Source organism: Sphingopyxis sp. Q841, from assembly GCF_052384365.1.
Lineage (GTDB): Bacteria > Pseudomonadota > Alphaproteobacteria > Sphingomonadales > Sphingomonadaceae > Sphingopyxis > Sphingopyxis terrae_A.
Genome location: NZ_JBQSUM010000001.1, coordinates 317,783 through 338,177, shown reverse-complemented (window position 1 = coordinate 338,177; position 20,395 = coordinate 317,783). Strand labels below are relative to the sequence as shown.

Sequence of the window (20,395 nt, the reverse complement as noted above, 5' to 3'; positions counted from 1 at the left end):
CGTTAACTAGAGGCTAGCGCAGATGGGCGGCGGTGCCAAGGGGCGTCGCGTCGCGCCGGGTCCGCGGGCCTCAATCCACCAGCGTCAGGCGGCGGGCGTCAGCGACCGTGCAAGCGCCACCCATTCGGCGACGCTGACCGTCTCAGCGCGCCGGGTCGGATCGATACCGAGCGCGTCCAGCGCCTCGATCGCGCCGGGAACCCCCTTGAGGCTCTGGCGCAGCATCTTGCGGCGCTGTCCGAACCCCTTTTCGGTGAGCTTCGACAGCACCGCAGGCGACACGCCCGGCGGTTCGTCTCCCGGGGTGACATGGACGATCGCCGACATCACCTTGGGCGGCGGGGTGAACGCCGAGCGGTGGACCTTCATCGCGAGCTTCGCCTGGGCGCGCCACTGCGCCAGCACCGCGAGCCGCCCGTAAGCCGAGCTGCCGACGGGGGCGACGATGCGTTCGGCGACCTCGAGCTGGAACATCAGCGTCAGCGACAGCCATTGCGGCGGCCAGGCAGCGGGTTCGAGCCAGCGCGTGAACAGTGCGGTACCGACATTATAGGGAAGGTTGGCGACGATATGATAGGGGCCGCCCGCCAGCGCGTTCGCATCGACCGCCATCGCGTCGTCTGACACGACGGTCAACCGGCCGTCGAAGGCATCGGCAAGATCGGCGAGCAGCGGCAGGCAGCGTTCGTCGCGTTCGACCGCGATCACCCGCGCCCCGGCGCGCAGCAGCGCGCGCGTCAGCCCGCCCGGTCCGGGACCGACCTCGAACACCGTCGCGCCGTCGAGATTGCCGGGGATCGCCGCGACGCGATCGAGCAATTGTTCGTCGAAAAGGAAATTCTGCCCAAGCGCCTTGCTGGCCGAGAGGCCGTGCGCGCGCACGACATCGCGCAGCGGCGGCAGCGGACGATTGGGCTGCGTCGTCACGCGGCGGCGGCGCAGCCGCGCGCCCGCGCCCCGGCCATCCGCGCGGCCATTGCGATCGCGGCGATCGTCGGTCCGGGATCGGCGGTTCCCGAACCCGCGATGTTGAAGGCGGTGCCATGATCGGGCGAGGTACGGATGATCGGCAGCCCGAGCGTCAGGTTGACGCCGTCGTGGAAATGCAGCGCCTTGAACGGCGCCAGCGCCTGATCGTGATAGCCGCAGAGCAGAGCGTCATAGCGGTCGCGGATGCCGGGCGCGAACAGCGCATCGGCGGCGAGCGGGCCGTCGACGACGATCCCCTCGGCGGCAAGCTGCTCGATCGCGGGGGCGATGATGCGGATTTCCTCGTCGCCGAGTCGGCCGCTTTCGCCGGCATGGGGGTTGAGCCCGGCCATCGCGAGGCGCGGCTGGGCGATACCGAAGTCGCGGATCAGGCCGCGAACGACGATGCGCGCCTTGGCAACGATAAGCTCGGCGGTCAGGCGTTCGGGCACCTCGGCGAGCGGGATATGGACGGTCAGCGGTACGACGCGCAGGCCGGGGCCGGCGAGCATCATCACCGCATTGGTCGCGGTAACGCCGCAGCGTTCGGCGATGAATTCGGTCTGCCCCGGATGGGTATAGCCGATGCTTTGCAGCGCATGTTTCGACACCGGACCCGTCACCAGCGCCGCGGCGGCGCCGTTGCGGGTGAGGCCGATGCCGGTTTCCAGCGCATGCAGGGCGCAAGTCGCGCCGGCCGCAGTCGGTTCGCCGGGGGTGAGGGGGCCGCTGTCCTCGAGATGCCAGACGGGCAGCGCCGTGTCGAACAGCCGTCCGGCCTCCTCCATGTCGTTGACGCGAACGATCGGGCCGTCCCAGACGGCTTCGATCACCGCAGCGTCGCCGACGGTGACGAAGGGGGGAAGGTCATGCTTGTGGCGTTCGGCCCAGGCGCGGGCCGCAACTTCGGGACCGACGCCCGCCGGGTCGCCCATGGTGACCGCGATCGGGCGTCGTTTAATCATAGCCGTCATCAATTATATTCGATCACCGCATCCCGGCGCAGGTCGCGCAGATAGCGTTGCGCGCGCTTGTTGACCTTGTCCTCGAGCAGCTTCTGCTCGATCGCCTGAACGTCGGGAGCGGTCGCCGATTCAGGCAGGTCGCGGCCGCAAAGGACCAAGACGCTGACCCCTTCATTGGCGGCGCCGAACGGCTGAGTGACTTGGCCGATCTGCATGTTGGTCAGCGTGTTCTGCAGCTGCGGTGGCAGTGCGCGCATCGAGATATTGTCGCGCGACACGACATTCGCGCCGAGCTTGGCGGCGATATCGTCGGCCGCGCCGCAACCGGCGATGCTGCGCGTCGCGTCGGCGAACTGGCTGGCGAGCTCGCTCGCCTTTGCTTCGGTCGTGCCGGGGGCGAAATCGAGCGACACCTGCTTGAGGCTGAGCACCGCGTCGCGCGGGTCGGCCGTCAGAACCTGGCGCCGGTCGATCATCAGCAGGATCGATATCCCGCCCGGGACTTCGACCGGGCCGACGAGCTGGCCGGGCTGCATGCTGAGCGCCGCCTGCGCCATCGACGGCGGAAGGGTCGCGGGGCGGACCCAGCCGAGATCGCCGCCAACGACCGCGGTCGAGGCTTCGGAGAATTGGCGTGCATAGGCAGCGAAGCTGCCGCCGGCCTGAAGCGCCTGAATGATCTTTTGCGCATTCGCCATCACGGCGGCGGCATTTTCGGGCGTCGTCGCGAGATAGATTTCGCCGAGGTGCAGTTCGTCCTGACCCTTGGCCTCCTGCAGCCGCTTGACCACCGCTTCCACCTCGTCGGTCGATACATTGGTCGTCGACTGGATATTGCGCGACAGCAGGCGGTCCCAAGCGAATTCGCCGCGGATTTGCTGCTTCACCGCGGCGGCCGAAGACCCCTTGGACGCGAGATATTTGCTGAATTCGTCGGGCGTCTGCTTGAAACGCGCCGCCAGCCGGGCAAATTGTTCGTTGATGACATTTTCGTCGATGTCGATCTTTGCCGCGCGGGCTTCCTGAATCTGGAGCTTTTCGTCGATCAGGTTGCTGAACACCTGCTGGCGCAGCCGCTGAATTTCCTCGGCGGGCAATTCCATATTGTTGTTCGCAATGCGGATCAGCGCCATGCGCTGCTCGATGTCGGTCGCGGTGATGACTTCGCCGTTGACGATCGCCGAGGGGCGATAGACGTTGGGCTTGCCGTCGCCGTAAAGCTGGACATTGCCGGGAATGGCGAGGTTGGTCGCAGGGGTTTCGCTGTCGGCTACGGTCTGGGCCGACACCGGGACGGACCCCGCGGCCGCAGCGGCAATCAGTCCGAACATGGTCGAAATTTTGGTCATTGCCATCCTATTCGAGTAAGAATGCGACGCTCCGTATCAGCGGAAGCGCCCGATGGTCCAGCGCAATCCGCCATCCGGACCTTTGAAGCCGGGAGATAGCGGGAAAACGCTGAACGCAGGCTGAGCGATCAGAAACCGAGGTTGCGGAACGCGACGCGGAAAGAGAAGCTGTTGCCGCGCCGCGCGTCGCCGGTGTCGATGTAATCGCGGCGCCAGGTGAAGGCGATCGACAGGCAGTCGTCGTCATAGGCGACGCCGAGCCGGTGGCGAATCGGGTCGAAGCCGTCCGATGTGCTGAGCGGATCGTCGGCCTTGCTGGTCAGATCCACGATCGCCGAGCCGAAGATCGACCAGTTTTTCGCGACCGCCACACGGCCGCCGACGCGCGCTTCTTCGCGATCCTGCAAATCTTCGCCGAGCAGGGTGATGTCGCGGTTGAGGCGCGAATAGCCGAGCACGGCATAGGTCGAGCGGCTGCCGATCGTCGCGTCGAATTCGTTGCGGCGGATCGCCAGATTATCCTTGTCGAGCCGGAAGCGGTGGGTGAGGCGCAGGAAATCCTTGTAGGCGACGGTCGTCCGCCCGACGATGTCGGAGAGCCGGTCGGTGAGCCCCGTCCCGTCGGGGAACAGCGTCGGCTTGTCCGACAGGCGATAGCTTTGCCCGATGACGCTGCTGATATTGAAGCCGGGGCGGCTGAAATTCCATTCGACGCCATAGGTGATGCGCGCGCCGTCCTCGAACCGGTCGTAGCCGTTGAAGCGATTGATCGCGAAAAGATTGCCGTCCTCAAGATCGAAGGCGCGCGAATCCTCGTTCGGAATATCGACATTCTTGAGCGGCGGCGTCGCGACGATCTGCACCCGCGGGGTCAGCGTCTGGGTGCCGCCGAGGAATTCGCCGATGAAGGGCCAGCGCATGTCGGCGGCGATGGCGGCGATGCCGCGGGCCTGCCAGCCCGACTTGCCGCGATAGTCGGCGATCGGCGTCAGCAGATTTTCGTCACTGTGATAGACATCGCCGCGCACCAGTGCGGTCAGCGTGACTTCCTGGCCGAGCCCGGTCAGCCCGCGCAGATCCCAGCGCGCGCCGGCGAAGGCGCGCTGCGTATCCTGTCCCGCGGTGCGGGCGATCGACAGCGTGTTGAGCTGAAGCTCAAACTGTCCGCCCAGCCACGGATCGGGCAGGCGTTGGCGATAGTCGATGATCGGAAGCGCGATCGGTTGCTGTCCCTGGCTGTCGCCCGCGCGCAGGGTCTGCGTCGCCCAGCCGGCTATCGACAAATAGCTCTGCCCACCGATCCGCTCGAGCTCGAACATCGATCGCAACCTGTCGTCGCGGCTGATATCGTAGCGGCGCATGAAGGTGCGGTCGGTGGTGATCCGGCCCGAATAGGTCAGGCTCCACTTGGGATCGAACTGGAATTTGCCTGCGCTTTCCAGATAGCCGCGAAAATCGTTGCGCTGATCGGCGGCGGTGCCGGTTCCGGTCAGCGGCACCACCGAGCTGTAGGTCGCGTAGCCGTTGATTCGGAAAGCGCCGATATCGGTGAGAGCGCGGAACTCGCCTTCGATCATCGGCGCCGTATTGGTGTAGACGTGCGGCGTGATCGTCAGGTCGCGGTCGGGGGCGAGGCGCAGATAATAGGGAAGGGCAATTTCGAACCCGTTGGTGCGGCCGAGGCGGACGTCGGGGACGAGGATACCGCTGCCCGCATCATTGTTGGCGGGGTGGCTGAGCCCCGGCAGCGGGATGAGCGGCAGGCCGAAGACTTCAACGCGCGCGCCCTTGTAGCGGATCTTGTTCTTCGCCTGGTCGTAAATGACGCGGACGGCGCGGATCTGCCAGCTCGGGTTCTTGGGGCAGCCAGCGTCATCCTCGACCGGGCAGGGCGTGTAGGCGGCGTTTTCCAGCTCGATATTGCCGTTGTCGAAGCGCCTACCCTTCACCGCGGCGAGCCGCGCGCCATTATCGAACACGACGAGCATATTTTGGACGATGCCGTCGCGCAGCGTGTCGGTCAGCACGATGCGGTCGCCATAGGCGGTGTCGCCTTCGGGATTCTTGATCGCGACATCGCCCTCGGCGACCACTTCGCCGGTCTTGCGGTTCCACGTCACCTTGTCGGCGCGCATCGAGATGGTGTCGCGGTTCATTTCGACATTGCCGTCGGCAACGACGATGTCGGCATCGCTGTCGTAATTCAGATTGTCGGCGGCAAAGCCGATCTGTTCTTCGTCACCGGGCTTCGGTGCATCGACCGTGACGGCCGAAACGTCGCGATTCTGGAGGTCGGGCTGCGCGGCCGGAGCCGACGCGGGCGTGTCGGTCTGTGCCGCGGCGGGCACGGCGACAAGCAGCATGCCGCTTGCGGTGGCGACCCAAAGGGGCCGCGCGCGCGCCGCGTGGGGGAACAAAGTCCGACTCATCTAATTTCTTTGTCCCACACCTTATCTTGCGTCCACCCTTTGCGGGCTGGCTGCTTTAGTTTTGCAACTCGCGAGCGAAACCCCTATCGGTCCGGCACGTTCCAATCAATCATCGCATAAGAGAGTTAAAAGATGGACATTCAGTTTGTCGCGCAAATCGATGCGTCTGCCGACGTTGTCGCATTTCCGGTCCGCAAGGGCGAGGCTGGCGCCCTCGGCGCGTTGCTCGGCGCGCTGGCGAAGCAGGCGCGGTTCGACGGCGCCGCGGGTTCGGTGGCCGAAACCGCCGCTTTCGATGGCGACCGGGCCACGCGGCTGCTGCTGGTGGGCATCGGCGAAGGGACGGTCCATGATCTCGAGCGCGGCGGCGGCGCGCTGACCGCGCGGCTGCAGACGAGCGGCGTGGCGGTGCTGCACGTCGATTTTGCGAGCGCGGGCCAGATCGACGAGGATGATGTGCTCGCCTTCGCGATGGGTGCGAAGCTGCGCGATTGGCGCATCGACACCTATCGCACCCGCCTTTCCGACACCGCCAAGCCCAGCCTGAAAACCATCGTGATCGCGTCGCCCGCGGGCGATATTTCGGCGCGCTGGGGCAGCTATTCGGCGGTTGCCGACGGCGTGGCGCTGACCCAGACGCTGGTCGCCGAGCCGCCGAACATCCTCTATCCCGAAAGCTTCGTCGAGCGCTGCCAGCATCTGGCCGACCTTGGCGTCGAGATCGAGGTGCTCGACGAGCGGCAGATGAAGGCGCTCGGCATGGGCGCGCTGCTTGGCGTCGCGCAAGGGTCGGTGCGGCCGCCGCGGCTGCTCGCGATGCGCTGGAACGGCGGCAATGCCGACGACAAGCCGGTCGTATTCATCGGCAAGGGCGTGACCTTCGATACCGGCGGGATCAGCCTGAAGCCCGGCCCGGGCATGGACATGATGAAGTGGGACATGGGCGGCGCGGGCGCCGTCGCGGGCGCGATGAAAGCGATCGCGGGCCGCAAGGCCAAGGCGAATGTCGTCGGCATCGTCGGCCTTGTCGAAAATATGCCCGACGGCAATGCGCAGCGCCCCGGCGACATCGTCACCACCATGTCGGGCCAGACGGTCGAGGTGCTCAATACCGACGCCGAAGGGCGGCTGGTGCTGTGCGACGCGATCACCTGGGCGCAGAAGGTCTATGAGCCCAAGGTCATCGTCGATCTGGCGACGCTGACCGGCGCGATGGTGATCTCGCTCGGCCACGAATATGCGGGCATTTTCGCCAATGACGACGGGCTTTCTGAAAAACTGATCGCAGCGGGTGAGGCGACGAACAACAAGCTGTGGCGCTTTCCGCTGTCGCCGGCCTATGACAAGCTGATCGATAGTCCCATCGCCGACATGAAGAATATCGGCCCGCGCGAAGGCGGTTCGATCACCGCGGCGCAGTTCCTCAAGCGCTTCGTCGAGGACGGAGTCGCCTGGGCGCACCTCGACATCGCCGGCACGGCCTGGAGTGACAAGGACGGCCCGGTGTGGGCGAAGGGCGCGACGGGCTATGGCGTCCGCCTGCTCGACCGCTATATCGCCGACAATCACGAAGGCTGATCCGGTTCGGGGAGCATGGCGCGCGTCGACTTCTATCGGCTGACCCGCGACCCGGTCGAACGGGTGCTCCCCGCGATCGCCACGCGCATATTGCAAGGCGGCAACCGGTTGCTCGTCGTCGCCGCCGCGGCGTTGCAGCGGCAGGCGATTGACGAGGCGCTGTGGACGCTGCAACCGGCAAGTTTCCTGCCGCACGGCGCGGCGGGATCGCCGGACGAGGCGATCGAGCCGATCCTGCTCGCGGGCACGCTCAGCGCCCCGGCGATCAACGGCGCCACCCATGTCGCGCTCGCCGATGGCGAATGGCGCGAAGAGGCGCTGGCGTTCCAGCGCGCATTCCTGTTGTTCGACAACAGCCGCATCGACGATGCGCGCGCGACCTGGCGCGCGCTGACCACGGCCGAGGGCGTAGAAATTCACTTCTGGAAACAGGATGAACGCGGACGCTGGTCCGAAGGGCCGTGACGCGATAGGCTGGCCGAGCCGGGGCAGATCGTCTTCTGTGAGGGGGATCACCGACGGCAATCGGGTCGCACCCTAGGGACAGCAGCCGAGAGATTCGGGGCAGCAGGAGGTAGATTATGGCGACACTCAGGACATTGACGCTTGGCACCGCGATCGCGCTGGCGATAACGCTTTCGGCGTGCGGGTCGAAATCTGAAAAGGAAGTCGCCAGCGGCACTTACACCGACCCCGAAACCGGAAAGACCGCCGACTATAAGGTGACGTCCGACACCAGCGGCGAAAATGGCACGATCAGCATCAAGACCGAGGATGGCGAGATGCAGTTCGGCGGCGGCGCGGGCAATGCGAAATTCCCCGCCGGTTTCTCGCCCTATCCGGGCGCAAAGGTTACGGGCGGCTTCACCGCGACGAACAAGGATGGCGCTGGCGGCATGGCGAGCTTTGAGGTCAAGGGCCAGGCCGCTGACGTGATCGCGCATTTCCGCAAGCAGGCCGAGGCCGCGGGCATGAAGATCACGACCGAGGTCAAGGCCGGCGAAACCGCTATGTTCGGCGCCGAACGGCCTGGCGACAGCAAGTCGGGCGTGCAGGTCACGGCGACGCAGGCGGGCGACATGGTCAACGGGTCGATCACCTACGGCCACGGCGGCTGATCCGGCGCCGGGAAAGGCCCCCGCGCTCTTTGCTTGCGGAGCGGCGAAAGCGCGGCTAGAGGCGCGCCCATTCCGACAAGATATAAAGCAGGAGCTTTCCCAATGGCGGTCACCCGCACCTTTTCGATCATCAAGCCCGACGCGACCCGCCGCAACATCACCGGCGCCGTCACCAAGATGCTGGAAGACGCCGGCCTGCGCGTCGTCGCGTCGAAGCGCATCCACATGACAAAGGAACAGGCCGAGGGCTTTTACGCGGTCCACAAGGAACGCCCCTTCTTCGGCGAACTCGTCGAATTCATGACCTCGGGTCCGGTCGTCGTCCAGGTTCTCGAAGGCGAGAATGCGATGCAGCGTAACCGCGACGTGATGGGCGCTACCAACCCCAAGGATGCGGCCCCCGGCACGATCCGCAAGGAGCTGGCCGAAAGCATCGAAGCGAACACGGTGCACGGCAGCGACAGCGACGAAAATGCGGCGATCGAAATCGCCTATTTCTTCAAGCCCGAAGAAATCGTCGGCTGAACCAGCCGAGCCGCAAGGCCAAAGAGGCCGCCGGAGTGATCCGGCGGCCTTTTTCAGTTGCGCGACGGGTAGATGCCTTGGATCGCGACGCAGTAGCGAATGGCTAGTGTCGGCTGCGTTTTGACTGCGCCCGACGCCGCGGGGTCGCGGGCGACGCTGCTGTTGCCGCCCTTTTGGCCGAGCACCAGCGGCGGTACGTCACGGCCGTTACCTACATGAACCGGCGCGCGTCCCCGCAGATCGGGGAGCGCAAAGGTCTTGCTCCCATCCCCGCCATAAGTCGTTCCCAGCAACGAAAAAAGCGCCATATTCTCGCTGATTGATACGAGTTGGCCATTGGCTTCGGTCCAACCGCGCGGACAGAAGGTCGCGGCTGTCATCATTACTTCGCCGATAAAAGGGTCGCTCGCTGCATGAGCTGGCACAGATGTCGCCAGCAGCGCCACGCCCACGATCGAAAATGCATTGAATTCCTTGCCCATCGTCAAATCCCCCAGATCTAGCAGCGCACTTCTCGGGAAGGGGCGGAGCGCTGTCAACATGCCCGCAATCAGGTGGAACGGGCGGTGGCGGAGCGGCTGGCGCTAGAGCAGCGGACTGACCGTCGCGACGAGGTTTTGCCACAGCCGCCGGACGATGCCGAAGGATGCGACATCGGCGGCGCCGACGGGTATCGAATCGGCGCGGTAGACTTCCTGCCGCGTACGAAGTTCGGTAGCGAAAGCCTTGTCACGTAACAGGATATTATTCTCGAAATTGAGTTCGAAGCTGCGGCGATCGAGGTTGGCGGAGCCGATCAGTGCGACTTCGCCGTCGACCACCATCGTCTTGGCGTGGAGCAGGCCGGGACGATATTCGTAGAGCTTTACCCCCGCGTCGACGAGGTCGGCATAATAGCTGCGGCTCGCGCCCGCGACGACGCGGCTATCGTTGCGGTGCGGCACGATCATCACCGTCGCGACGCCGCGCCGCGCGCAGTCGAGCAGCGCGAAGAGCAATTGTTCGTCGGGGACGAAATAGGGGGTGGTGACGACCAGCTCGTGCCGCGCCGAATGGATGAGCGCGGTGAAACAGGCGGTCATCGCGGCATAACGAACATTGGGGCCGGTCGCGATCACCTGCGCCGCGATGCCCGGGTCGGCGGCGGCAGGCGGCTCGGCATCGTCCTGCAAAAGGTCGCCGATGTCGTCGCCGCGCTCGCTTTCCCAGTCGGCGGCAAAGACAAACTGGCAGTCTCGCACTACCGGGCCTTCCCAGCGCGTCATGATGTCGACCCATGGCGCATATTTCGACTTGATGCGAAATTCGGGGTCCGCGAGATTCTGGCTGCCGCACCAGGCGATGCGATTGTCGATGATGAGTTGCTTGCGGTGATTGCGCAGGTCGAAGCGCCCGCGGATCAGCGTCCAGATGAGCCCGCCGATCGGCAGCGCGATGCGCGCATCGACTCCGGCATTTTCGAGCTCGATCCAATAGGCCGACCGGATGAAACCGCGCGAGCCCAGCGCGTCGGCGAGGACGCGGACCTTCACGCCGCGCCGGGCCGCGCGGACCAGCGCGTCCTTGATCCGGAAGCCGTTACTGTCGGCGAGCCAGATATAGAAACAGAGGTGGACGGTCGACTTCGCATTGTCGATGTCGTCGACCATCTCGCGGATCGCGGCGTTGCTGTCGGCGGCGAGACGGGCGCGATTGCCCGCGGTCGGCGGCAGCGCGTTCACCGTTTCGGCGAGCGCGAAGGGCGCCGCCCAGGCGCTGCGGGCGAGCGCGCGGCGGACGGCGTCCTTCTCGCTGGGGTGCGGCAGATGCGCCTCGATCGCGGCATAGCGCGCGCGGCGCTTAGCACTGATCCGCGCCTCGCCGAGCAGCAGATAGGCGAGGATGCCGACGACCGGCACCGCGATCGTCGCGATCAACCACGCGAGCCGTGAGGCGGGCTCGCGCTGCGGCCGCAGGATGATCCGGCCCAGGATGACGATGAAGACCGCGATGTACGCGGCCCACAGGATCAGGGCGAAATCATACTCCATCGCCGCCAGTTCATCGTGCTTTGGCGCAAAATGCCAGTGCGAATTTTGGGGGAGGGGAAAGGTGGGGAATCCTTGGCGTCATTGCGAGGAGCGAAGCGACGCGGCAATCCCGGGCGGGCGTAATCTGCTCTGGGTTGCTTCGCTCCGCTCGCGATGACGAATTGGCTGACTGCGGCCCGAGCCTAAAATTCCTCCGCCACCCCCATCAGCCCCGCGAGCTTTTTAGGCGCGATCGCCAGCCAGCTCTTGCGGAGCCAGTCGCCGATCGCATCCCAGTCGGTATCGCCGAGGTCGAGGCGGATGCCGATCCAGCCGTCGCCGAAATAGGCGGGGCGGTAATAGCGCGCTTCGTCGAGTTCGATGAGCTGCGCCTGCTCGTCGGCGCCGCTGATCTTGACCAGCAGCGCGGTCTTGCCGTCGCCATGGTGGTCGTGCGTGAAATAGGCGAATTTCTTGCCCTTGACGATGCCAAAACAGGGCATGCCGTGCGACGTCACTTCGTCGGCTTCGGGCAACGCCATCGCCAGCGTGCGGACACGGCCGAGCAGCCAGTCGGGTGCGCGTTCGCGCGTCACGAAGGCGGCGAGCGCGGCGGGATAGAGCTGATGCTCGGCAAAACGGACGCGTTCCGCCAATGTTTCAGCGGTGTCGCCGGGCACGATCGCGACCGGGGTCTGGGCCAGCACCGGCCCATCGTCGAGTGCGGGCGTGACAATGTGGACGCTGCACCCCCCGAAACGGTCGCCAGCGTCGATCGCGCGCTGATGGGTGTCGAGCCCCTTGTAGAGCGGCAACAGACTGGGATGGATGTTGAGCATCCGGTCGGTCCAGCCGGCGACGAAATCGTCGCTGAGAATGCGCATATAGCCCGCAAGCGCGACATAGTCGGCGCCGGCGGCACGTAGCCGTTCGTCGACCAGCGCGTCGAAGGCGGCGCGCGACATTTCCTTGTGCGATTGCGCCCAGATCGCAATGCCTTCGGCAGCGGCGAGCGCGAGGCCCGGCGCTTCCGGGTTGTTGCTCGCGACCAGCACCAGTTCATAAGGGCAGCCGGCGGCCTTTGCGGCATAGAGCAGCGCCGCCATATTTGTCCCGGCGCCCGAGATGAGGACCGCGACTTTCGCTTTCATCACGGCGCCACCCTTTCAATCCGTTCGTGCTGAGCTTGTCGAAGCACTGTTCTTCTCTTTCAAGGTCCAAAGGGAAGGACGGCCCTTCGACAAGCTCAGGGCGAACGGAAATGTGCGTCAGCCGTGGTGCGTGGCGCTCCACGCACCCATCGCGCTCCACGTTTCCGCGCCGCCCGACACGGTGCAGCCCTTTTCGCCCGCCGCGATGTGGCCGATGCGGTGGACGGTTTCGCCGGCTGCTTCGAGCGTTTCGGTCGCGGCCGCGACGTCGCGTTCGGCGACGACGACTGCCATGCCGATCCCGCAGTTGAAAGTGCGCGCCATTTCTTCGGGCTCGATATTGCCCTGCGCCTGCAGGAACGCCATCAGCCGCGGCTGGTCCCAGGCGTCGGCATCGATATGCGCGTGGAGCGTTTTGGGCAGCACGCGGGGGATATTTTCGAGCAGGCCGCCGCCGGTGATGTGCGCGAGCGCATGGACCTTGCCGGTCTTCACGAGCGGCAGGAGGCTTTTCACATAGATGCGCGTCGGCGCCATCAGCGCGTCGATCAGCAGGACGGTCTGATCGAACAGCGCCGGGCGGTCGAGCTTCCAGCCCTTGTCGGCGGCGAGGCGGCGCACGAGCGAAAAGCCGTTCGAATGCACCCCCGACGAAGCGAGGCCGAGGATCACGTCGCCCGCCGCGACCTTGTCGGCGGTGAGTACCTGGTCGCGCTCGACCGCGCCGACGCAAAAGCCCGCAAGATCATAGTCGCCGTCCGAATACATCCCCGGCATCTCGGCAGTTTCGCCGCCGATCAGCGCGCAGCCCGCCTGCTTGCAGCCCTCCGCGATGCTGGCGACCACTTCGGTCGCGATCGCATTGTCGAGCTTGCCGGTGGCATAATAGTCGAGGAAGAACAGCGGCTCGGCGCCCTGCACGATGAGGTCGTTGGCGCACATGGCAACGAGGTCGATGCCGACGCCGTTATGCTTGCCCGCGTCGATCGCGAGTTTGAGCTTGGTGCCCACGCCATCGTTCGCGGCGACGAGCAGCGGATCGTCGAACCCCGCCGCTTTCAGGTCGAAAAAGCCGCCAAAGCCGCCGAGGTCGGCATCGGCGCCGGGGCGGCGTGTTGCGCGGGCAAGCGGGGCGATGGCCCGGACCAGCGCATTGCCGGTCTCTATCGAGACGCCGGCCTGCGCATAGGTGTAGGAGGCGGGTTGGCCGTCGGGCGGGTTGTGCTTGGAATCCATGGCCCGCGCGACTAACGCTTCCGGCCGACAAATGCCATGATTTCCTTGTCCGGCTCCGCACTTCGGGGCAAAGAACAGAGAAGAGATGATTTCCGCCCTATCCCTTCGCCCGCTTCCGCGCATCGACCTTGGCGGAATTCTTGGCCGCGACCGGCGGCTTGCCGTCCTGCTCGGCTTCCTCACGCTGATTCTTGTCGTCGGCGTCGTCCAGGGGCAGATCGCGCATGGCGACCGCGGGATCACGCCGATCAACAGCAGCGGCGATTTTCTGGCGAGCGGCATCGCGATCGACGTCACCGGCGACAATCCGGAGGATGCGCGCGAAAAGGGATGGCGCGAGGCGCAGCGCAAGGGGTGGCAGCAACTCTATCGCAAGACCAACGGCAGCGACGGTCCGGCGCTGTCCGATTCGGTACTCGACGGCATCGTCACCGCGATCGTGGTGGAAAAGGAACAGGTCGGGCCGCGCCGCTATGTCGCGACGCTGGGCGTCCAGTTCGACCGCGTCCGTGCCGGGCAGATCCTCGGCGTCAGCGGCCGCACCCTGCGTTCGCCGCCGCTGCTGGTGATTCCCGTCTATTCGATCGACGGCATTCAGCAGGTATTCGAACAGCGCAGCGCGTGGCAGCGCGCCTGGGCCGAATATAATACCGGGCAGAGCGCGATCGACTATGTCCGCACCGCGGGCACCGGCGCCGACACGCTGCTGCTCAATCCGGGGCAGACCGGACGGCGCGGCCGCGTCTGGTGGCGCGTCATCCTCGACCAATATGGCGCAGCCGACGTGCTGATTCCGATCGCGCGGGTCGAATACAGCTATCCCGGCGGACCGGTGACGGGCCATTTCGCCGCGCGCTACAGTCCCGACAACCGCCTGATCGGCGCCTTCACGATGACCGCGCCCAACGCCGCCGCGATTCCCGACATGATGGAAAAGGCGGTGGCACGGATGGATGCGCTCTACACGCAGGCGCTCGCCGCCGGACAGCTGCGCACCGACGCCTATCTCGTGCTCGAAAAGCCGGTCGAGAAGGAGGATCTGCCCGAAGAGGTGGCGACTGACGAGACTGTGGTGGCCGGCGAGACCGACACCAGCCTGCCGACGACGGCGCCTGCGGGGCTGCAGACCTTCACGGTCCAATATGCATCACCCGACGTCGAATCGGTTTCGGCGACCGAACGCGCCGTGGGCGGCATTTCGGGAGTCCAGTCGGCCGCGACGAGCAGTCTCGCGCTCGGCGGCATGTCGGTGATGCGCGTCACCTTCCGCGGCGACGTCGGCGCACTGAAGGCGGCGCTCGCGGCGCGCGGTTTCAAGGTGCAGGAAGGCGGCGGCCAGCTCAGGATCAGTCGCTGATGCCTCGTGGTTCGGGACAGATCGCGCTGCCGCTCGACTGGAGCGCGGGCGGCGCCAATGACGGTCCGCTGATCGTCGGGACGAGCAACGCCGACGCGGTGCGCTATCTGCGCCATGTCGCGACCTGGCCGGTGCGCACTGCGGTGCTGACCGGGCCGCGCGGATCGGGGCGCAGCCTGATGGGGCGGCTGTTCGCACGCGAATCGGGCGGGCGCGTGATCGATGGTCATGCCAGCGTGTCCGAAGAGGAGATTTTCCACGCCTGGAACGCGGCGCAGGCGTCGGGAACGCCCCTGCTCATCATTGCCGATGCGCCGCCGTCCGAATGGGCGATCGCGCTTCCCGACCTTGCTTCGCGGTTGCGCGCAGTGCCGGTGCTGACGATCGGCGAGCCCGACGATTGCCTGGCACGCGACCTGATCGACGCACTTTTTGCCCAGCGCGGGATGGCGATTTCGCCGGACGTCGCCGCCTATGTCGTGCCGCGGATGGAGCGCAGCTATGCGATGATCCACCGCGTCGTTGCGGCGCTCGACGCGGCATCGCTCGAAAAAGGGCGCGCCATTAGCATTCGTCTTACGCGTGAAACATTACTGTCACAGGGGCTCATCGATCCCGATTTGCTCGAAAGGCAGGAAACAGGCACATGTCGATAACCGGTCAGCCCCTTCGCGCCGATAATGATCCGGTGGTTCCGGACTTCGACAAGAAGAACCCCGACCGCTTTTTCAACCGCGAACTGTCGTGGCTCGCCTTCAACCGGCGGGTGATGGAGGAGGCGCGCAATCCGGCGCATCCCTTGCTCGAGCGGCTGCGCTTCCTGTCGATTTCGGGGAGCAATCTCGACGAATTCTTCATGGTCCGCGTCGCCGGCCTGAAGGGGCAGCAGCTTCAGGGGATCGACGATCCGTCGGCCGACGGCCGCTCGCCGGGGCAGCAGCTCGCCGAGATCGAGGCCGAGGTGAACCGGCTCGTCGACGAACAGCAGAGCGAGTGGCAGAAGCTGCACGGTCTGCTCGCCGAACAAGGGGTCATCGTTCATGGCGCCGGGTCGGAGCGCGAGCGACTGCGCGCTTCGCTCCGCCAATATTTCAGCGAACAGATATTCCCGATCCTGACGCCGCAGGTGCTCGATCCTGCGCACCCCTTTCCCTTCATCCCCAACCGCGGCCTTGGCGTGATCTTCGATCTCCAGCGCCAGGCGACGGGCGACACGGTGCGCGAACTGGTGATGATCCCCGCTTCGCTGCCGCGACTGGTGCCGGTACCGGGCGAGGCGACGAGCTTCGTGCCGATCGAATATCTGGTCGAACTGTTCGCCGACCTGATTTTCCCCGGCTATACGAGCCGCTCGATCGGCGTGTTCCGCATCATCCGCGACAGCGACATCGAAATCGAGGAAGAGGCCGAGGATCTGGTGCGCCTGTTCCGCACCGCGATCCGCCGCCGCCGGCGCGGGCGGGTGATCCTGCTCGAACTCGAGGCCGACATGCCGGCCGAACTGGCCGCAGTGCTCAACGCCGATATTCAGGGGCATGAAGCGATCGTGGCGAAGATCGGCGGTTTCGTAGGGCTCGCGGCGCTGTCTGCGCTGGTCGATGTCGATCGCCCCGACCTGAAATTCCCGGCCTATTCGCCGCGTTTTCCGGAACGCATCCGCGAACATGGCGGCGATTGTTTCGCGGCGATCCGGTCCAAGGACATCGTCGTCCATCACCCCTATGAAAGCTTCGACGTCGTCGTGTCCTTTCTCCGGCAGGCAGCCGCCGATCCAGATGTCGTCGCGATCAAGCAGACGCTCTATCGTGCCGGCAACCAGTCGCCCGTCATCCGCGCGCTAATCGAGGCAGCCGAGGCGGGCAAGTCGGTGACGGCGGTTGTCGAACTCAAGGCGCGCTTCGACGAGGAGCAGAATCTACTCTGGGCGAACCAGCTCGAACGCGCCGGGGTGCAGGTCGTCTACGGTTTCATCGAGTGGAAGACGCACGCCAAAATCTCGATGGTCGTGCGCCGCGAGGGGCAGGGGTACCGGACCTATTGCCACTTCGGTACGGGCAATTACCACCCGATCACCGCGCGCATCTATACCGACCTCAGCTTCTTCACGGCCGATCCGCGCGCGGGGCGCGATGCGGCGCAACTGTTCAATTATATCACCGGCTATGTCGAGCCCGAGCGGCTCGAGCTGGTGACGATGTCGCCGCTCAACATGCGCGCGCATCTTTGCGAGCTTGTCGATGCCGAGATTGCGGCGGCGCGGGCGGGATTGCCGTCGGGGCTGTGGGCGAAGATGAACAGCCTTGTCGATCCCGGCATCATCGACAAGCTTTACGAAGCGAGCGCGGCGGGGGTGCCGATCGAGTTGATCGTGCGCGGCATCTGTTGCCTGCGTCCCGGCGTTCCCGGCCTGTCGGAGACGATCCGCGTCAAATCGGTCGTCGGCCGTTTCCTCGAACATAGCCGCATCTGGGCCTTCGCCAACGGATCGCGCCTGCCGCACCAGCGCGCCAAGCTTTATATCTCGAGCGCTGACTGGATGCCGCGCAACTTCGATCGCCGCGTCGAATATATGATCCCGATCGAAAACCCGACCGTCCACGACCAGATATTGGATCAGGTGCTCGTTGCCAATCTGATCGACAATGAACAAAGCTGGGTGCTGCAGGCCGACGGCACCTATGTGCGCGTCGATCCGGGCGACAAGCCGTTTAACCTGCACCATTATTTCATGAACAACCCCTCGCTTTCGGGGCGCGGGACCGCGCTGCACAAGCGGCAGGATGTTCCGACCCTCGATTTTAACATGCGCGAAGACTGACACTTGCCGATCGCCCGATCCACCAGACTGACCGCCCATCGTTCCGCCGTCATCGATATCGGGTCCAACTCGGTCCGCCTCGTCGTCTATGAAGGGCCGCCGCGCGCGCCCGCGGTGATCTTCAACGAAAAGGTGCCGGCCGGGTTGGGCCGCGGGCTCGCGATCGACAATCGCATCGCGCCCGAAGATGCCGAACGCGGGCTGATCGCGCTGCGCCGCTATGCGCTGCTCGCGCGGCACATGGAGGTGAAGGACCTGCAATGCGTCGCGACCGCGGCGGTGCGCGATGCAGAGAACGGCCCCGATTTCATCGCCGGTGCTGCCGAGGCGGGATTGAAGATCCGCCTGCTGTCGGGCGAAGAAGAAGCCGAAGCGGCGGGCTGCGGCGTCATCTCGGCAATCCCCGACGCGCACGGCATCGCGGTCGACCTAGGTGGCGGTAGCCTTGAGCTGGCCGAAGTGTCGGGCGGCACCGTCGGGCGGCGCGTGTCCTTCCCGCTCGGCGTGCTGCGCCTGCCCGCGCTGCGCAAGCAGGGGCAGCAGGCTTTCGAGCGATCCGTGCGCAAGATGCTCAAGGGCGCGGGCTGGCCGGACAATATGACCGGGCTGCCGCTCTATCTTGTCGGCGGATCGTGGCGCGCGCTGTCGCGTCTCGACATCGAACTGACGCAGGACCCGCTGCCGGTGCTCGACCATCATGTGATGCCGCGCGCCGCGCTGCGCCGGCTGCTGCGCGCGACAAAACGGATGAGTTTCGAGGAGTTGCGCGCGATTCCGGGGATGGCGTCGAACCGCGCTGCAACGCTCCCCGATGCCGCGGCGCTGCTCGCGGCGCTGGTCAATATCATCGACGTGCCCGAGATGACCGTCTCCTCATCGGGGCTGCGCGAAGGGTTGCTCTATCAGGCGCTCGACCCCGCGACCCGGGCGCAGGATCCGCTGATCGTCGCGGCGGAGTTCGAGGGACGACGACTTGCTCGCTTCGCCCCGCACGGCCGCGCGATCGCCGAGTGGATCGCGCCGCTGTTCGCCAATGAGGAGGCGAGCGACAGCCGCATCCGGCTCGCCGCCAGCCTGCTCAGCGATGTCGCCTGGTCGGCAAACCCCGATTTCCGTGCCGAACGCGGGACCGAGATCGGGCTGCACGGCAACTGGCGCAGCATCGACATTCCGGGCCGCATCCTGCTCGCGCGCGCGCTGCACGCCGGGTTCGGCGGCGCCGACATCGATTTTCCCGCGATGACCAGCCTCGTTCCGGCGGACCGCATCGACCGGGCGCGGCAGTGGGGGCTTGCCATCCGGCTGGCGCAGCGGCTCACCGGCGGGGTGGAGGCGCCGCTCAAGGCGAGCGCCATCGCACTCGACGACGGCAAGCTGCGGCTCAGCCTCGATCCCGGCTGGCATCATCTGGCGGGCGAATCGGTCGACCGGCGCCTGCGCGCGCTGGCGCAGGCGTTCGGAGTCAAACCGGAGCTGGTGCTGCTCTGAACAGAATGGGAGGGCGCGCAGGTGCGCCCTCAGGCGTCGGTTTCGGCCGGAGCGGGGGCTTCGATCTCGCTCATTACCAGCTTGCCGTTCTTGACCGCAAAGCCGACGCGGCCTTCGACAAGGTCGAGCGCGGCGTGGCCGAACACGTCGTAGCGCCAGCCCTTCATCATCGGGATATCGTCACGGCGCCCGGCCGCGAGCGCTTCGAGATCGTCGCTGCGCGCGATGAGCCGCGCCGCGGCATTGAGTTCGCGCGAGCGGATCTTGAGCAGCAGCTTGAGCAGATCGGCGACGAGCGCGCCTTCCTTGCCCAGCCCCGGACCGCGCGGGGCGCGGTCGGGCATGTCGTCCTTGGGCAACGGCTTAGCGCTCGCGAGCGCGTCCATCAGCCGCCCGCCGATGTCGTTCGACCGCCATGTCGCCGACAGGCCGCGCACGCTGCCGAGGCCGTCCTGATTTTTCGGCGGATGCGCGGCAAGGTCGGCGAGCGTCTCGTCCTTGACAATGCGTCCGCGCGGCAGATTCTTGTTGCGCGCCTCGCGCTCGCGCCATGCGGCGAGAGCCTTGAGCCGGCCGAGCGCGTCGAGCTTGCGCGACGGCACCTTGATCCGCTGCCACGCCTTTTCGGGGTCGATCGCATAGTTGGACGGATCGGCGAGCTTTTCCATTTCCTCGTCGAGCCAGTGGCCGCGGCCCGTCTTGATGAGCTTTTTGAGCATCATCGGGAAAATTTTGGCCAGATGGGTGACGTCGCCGATCGCGTAGTCGATCTGCCGCTTGTCGAGCGGCCGGCGGCTCCAGTCGGTAAAGCGCGCGCCCTTGTCGAGCTGCAGGCCGAGCCAGGCCTCGACGAGATTCGAATAGCCGACCTGTTCGGCCTGACCGAGCGCCATCTGGCCGATCTGGGTGTCGAAGATCGGGTGCGGCGTCTTGCCGGTCAGGTTGAAGATGATTTCGACATCCTGCCCGCCCGCGTGGAAGACCTTGAGCACATCTTCATTGTCGACGAGCAGGTCGAGCAGCGGGGCGAGGTCGATGCCCGGCGCCATCGGATCGACGGCGGCGGCGTGGTGTGCATCGGCCACCTGGATCAGGCAGAGTTCGGGCCAGAAGGTGTTTTCGCGCATGAATTCGGTGTCGACGGCGATGAAGTCGCTGCCCTTGATCAGGTCGACAAACTGGTGAAGCGCTTCGCTGGACTCGATTAACGGATGAATTTGCATGGGGAGCCTATACAGCGCCCGCAGCATAATCGTCAGGAAAATTTACCGCTGTTCATCGCAGGGACATGGGCGGCGCCGTTCGGGGCGAATCGCGGGTCCACCCTTGACAAAAGGCCCCGCGACCTGCCTTAGGCGCGGCCATATTGGCACGTTTTCCGGCGCGCCTCCCCGGACATTTGA

Annotated in this window: 17 protein-coding genes; 8 read left to right on the top strand and 9 right to left on the bottom strand. The window is 65.8% G+C overall.

Features of this window, described 5'->3' with window-relative positions:
* Positions 1-84: 84 nt before the first annotated feature.
* From rsmA to ACT17R_RS01735, 4 genes are all read right to left on the bottom strand, one after another.
* Positions 85-927: a 16S rRNA (adenine(1518)-N(6)/adenine(1519)-N(6))-dimethyltransferase RsmA gene (rsmA, locus tag ACT17R_RS01750; protein ID WP_444808855.1), complete on the bottom strand. Its 843-nt coding sequence runs from the start codon at positions 925-927 to the stop codon at positions 85-87.
* Positions 924-1,943, bottom strand: a complete 1,020-nt coding sequence (gene pdxA / locus ACT17R_RS01745) for a 4-hydroxythreonine-4-phosphate dehydrogenase PdxA (protein ID WP_062902788.1) — start codon at positions 1,941-1,943, stop codon at positions 924-926. The genes rsmA and pdxA overlap by 4 nt, the downstream gene beginning before the upstream one ends.
* Positions 1,943-3,283 (bottom strand): peptidylprolyl isomerase, encoded by a 1,341-nt coding sequence (locus ACT17R_RS01740; protein ID WP_444808854.1) that lies wholly within the window; start codon positions 3,281-3,283, stop codon positions 1,943-1,945. Before ACT17R_RS01740 ends, pdxA begins: the two co-directional genes overlap by 1 nt.
* 128 nt (positions 3,284-3,411) lie before the next feature.
* On the bottom strand, positions 3,412-5,712 hold the full coding sequence (locus ACT17R_RS01735) for an LPS-assembly protein LptD (protein WP_263587458.1): 2,301 nt from the start codon (positions 5,710-5,712) through the stop codon (positions 3,412-3,414).
* Between the two features lie 132 nt (positions 5,713-5,844).
* On the opposite strand from ACT17R_RS01735, the gene ACT17R_RS01730 reads away from it, so the two are divergent.
* The 4 genes from ACT17R_RS01730 (at position 5,845) to ndk (ending at position 8,933) form a co-directional block, all read left to right on the top strand.
* Positions 5,845-7,290, top strand: coding sequence for a leucyl aminopeptidase (locus tag ACT17R_RS01730; protein ID WP_062902786.1), 1,446 nt, complete (start codon positions 5,845-5,847; stop codon positions 7,288-7,290).
* A 15-nt stretch (positions 7,291-7,305) separates the two neighbouring features.
* Positions 7,306-7,755, top strand: coding sequence for a DNA polymerase III subunit chi (locus tag ACT17R_RS01725; RefSeq protein WP_062902785.1), 450 nt, complete (start codon positions 7,306-7,308; stop codon positions 7,753-7,755).
* Between the two features lie 116 nt (positions 7,756-7,871).
* Positions 7,872-8,408 (top strand): hypothetical protein, encoded by a 537-nt coding sequence (locus tag ACT17R_RS01720; RefSeq protein ID WP_186402327.1) that lies wholly within the window; start codon positions 7,872-7,874, stop codon positions 8,406-8,408.
* Between the two features lie 102 nt (positions 8,409-8,510).
* A complete protein-coding gene (gene ndk / locus ACT17R_RS01715; RefSeq protein WP_003047863.1) occupies positions 8,511-8,933 on the top strand; it encodes a nucleoside-diphosphate kinase in 423 nt (140 codons plus the stop codon).
* Positions 8,934-8,986: 53 nt separating this feature from the next.
* Here the strand turns inward: ndk and ACT17R_RS01710 are convergent, their stop codons facing one another.
* From ACT17R_RS01710 to purM, 4 genes are all read right to left on the bottom strand, one after another.
* Positions 8,987-9,415, bottom strand: a complete 429-nt coding sequence (locus ACT17R_RS01710) for a phage tail protein (RefSeq protein ID WP_062902783.1) — start codon at positions 9,413-9,415, stop codon at positions 8,987-8,989.
* 102 nt (positions 9,416-9,517) lie between these two features.
* The gene (cls, locus tag ACT17R_RS01705; RefSeq protein ID WP_444808853.1) at positions 9,518-10,963 is read right to left on the bottom strand and encodes a cardiolipin synthase; all 1,446 of its coding nucleotides are present in this window, start codon (positions 10,961-10,963) and stop codon (positions 9,518-9,520) included.
* Positions 10,964-11,145: 182 nt separating this feature from the next.
* Positions 11,146-12,096 carry a phosphoribosylglycinamide formyltransferase gene (gene purN / locus ACT17R_RS01700; protein ID WP_062902781.1) on the bottom strand — a complete coding sequence of 317 codons (951 nt, stop codon included), beginning with the start codon at positions 12,094-12,096 and terminating at the stop codon, positions 11,146-11,148.
* A gap of 114 nt (positions 12,097-12,210) precedes the next feature.
* Positions 12,211-13,329, bottom strand: a complete 1,119-nt coding sequence (gene purM / locus ACT17R_RS01695) for a phosphoribosylformylglycinamidine cyclo-ligase (protein ID WP_263587455.1) — start codon at positions 13,327-13,329, stop codon at positions 12,211-12,213.
* A gap of 85 nt (positions 13,330-13,414) precedes the next feature.
* Between purM and ACT17R_RS01690 the strand changes: the two genes are divergently transcribed.
* The 4 genes from ACT17R_RS01690 to ACT17R_RS01675 are packed head-to-tail and all read left to right on the top strand — an operon-like array spanning position 13,415 to position 18,992.
* Positions 13,415-14,686: a hypothetical protein gene (locus ACT17R_RS01690; protein WP_062902779.1), complete on the top strand. Its 1,272-nt coding sequence runs from the start codon at positions 13,415-13,417 to the stop codon at positions 14,684-14,686.
* Positions 14,686-15,342 (top strand): HdaA/DnaA family protein, encoded by a 657-nt coding sequence (locus ACT17R_RS01685; RefSeq protein WP_003047844.1) that lies wholly within the window; start codon positions 14,686-14,688, stop codon positions 15,340-15,342. Before ACT17R_RS01690 ends, ACT17R_RS01685 begins: the two co-directional genes overlap by 1 nt.
* Entirely contained in the window at positions 15,333-17,504 is a 2,172-nt protein-coding gene (locus ACT17R_RS01680) for an RNA degradosome polyphosphate kinase (RefSeq protein ID WP_234179883.1), read from the top strand. Before ACT17R_RS01685 ends, ACT17R_RS01680 begins: the two co-directional genes overlap by 10 nt.
* 3 nt (positions 17,505-17,507) lie before the next feature.
* Positions 17,508-18,992: a Ppx/GppA family phosphatase gene (locus ACT17R_RS01675; protein WP_444808852.1), complete on the top strand. Its 1,485-nt coding sequence runs from the start codon at positions 17,508-17,510 to the stop codon at positions 18,990-18,992.
* Positions 18,993-19,021: 29 nt separating this feature from the next.
* Here ACT17R_RS01675 and rnd read toward each other — a convergent pair whose 3' ends face one another.
* A complete protein-coding gene (rnd, locus tag ACT17R_RS01670; RefSeq protein WP_062902777.1) occupies positions 19,022-20,215 on the bottom strand; it encodes a ribonuclease D in 1,194 nt (397 codons plus the stop codon).
* Positions 20,216-20,395 lie beyond the last annotated feature (180 nt).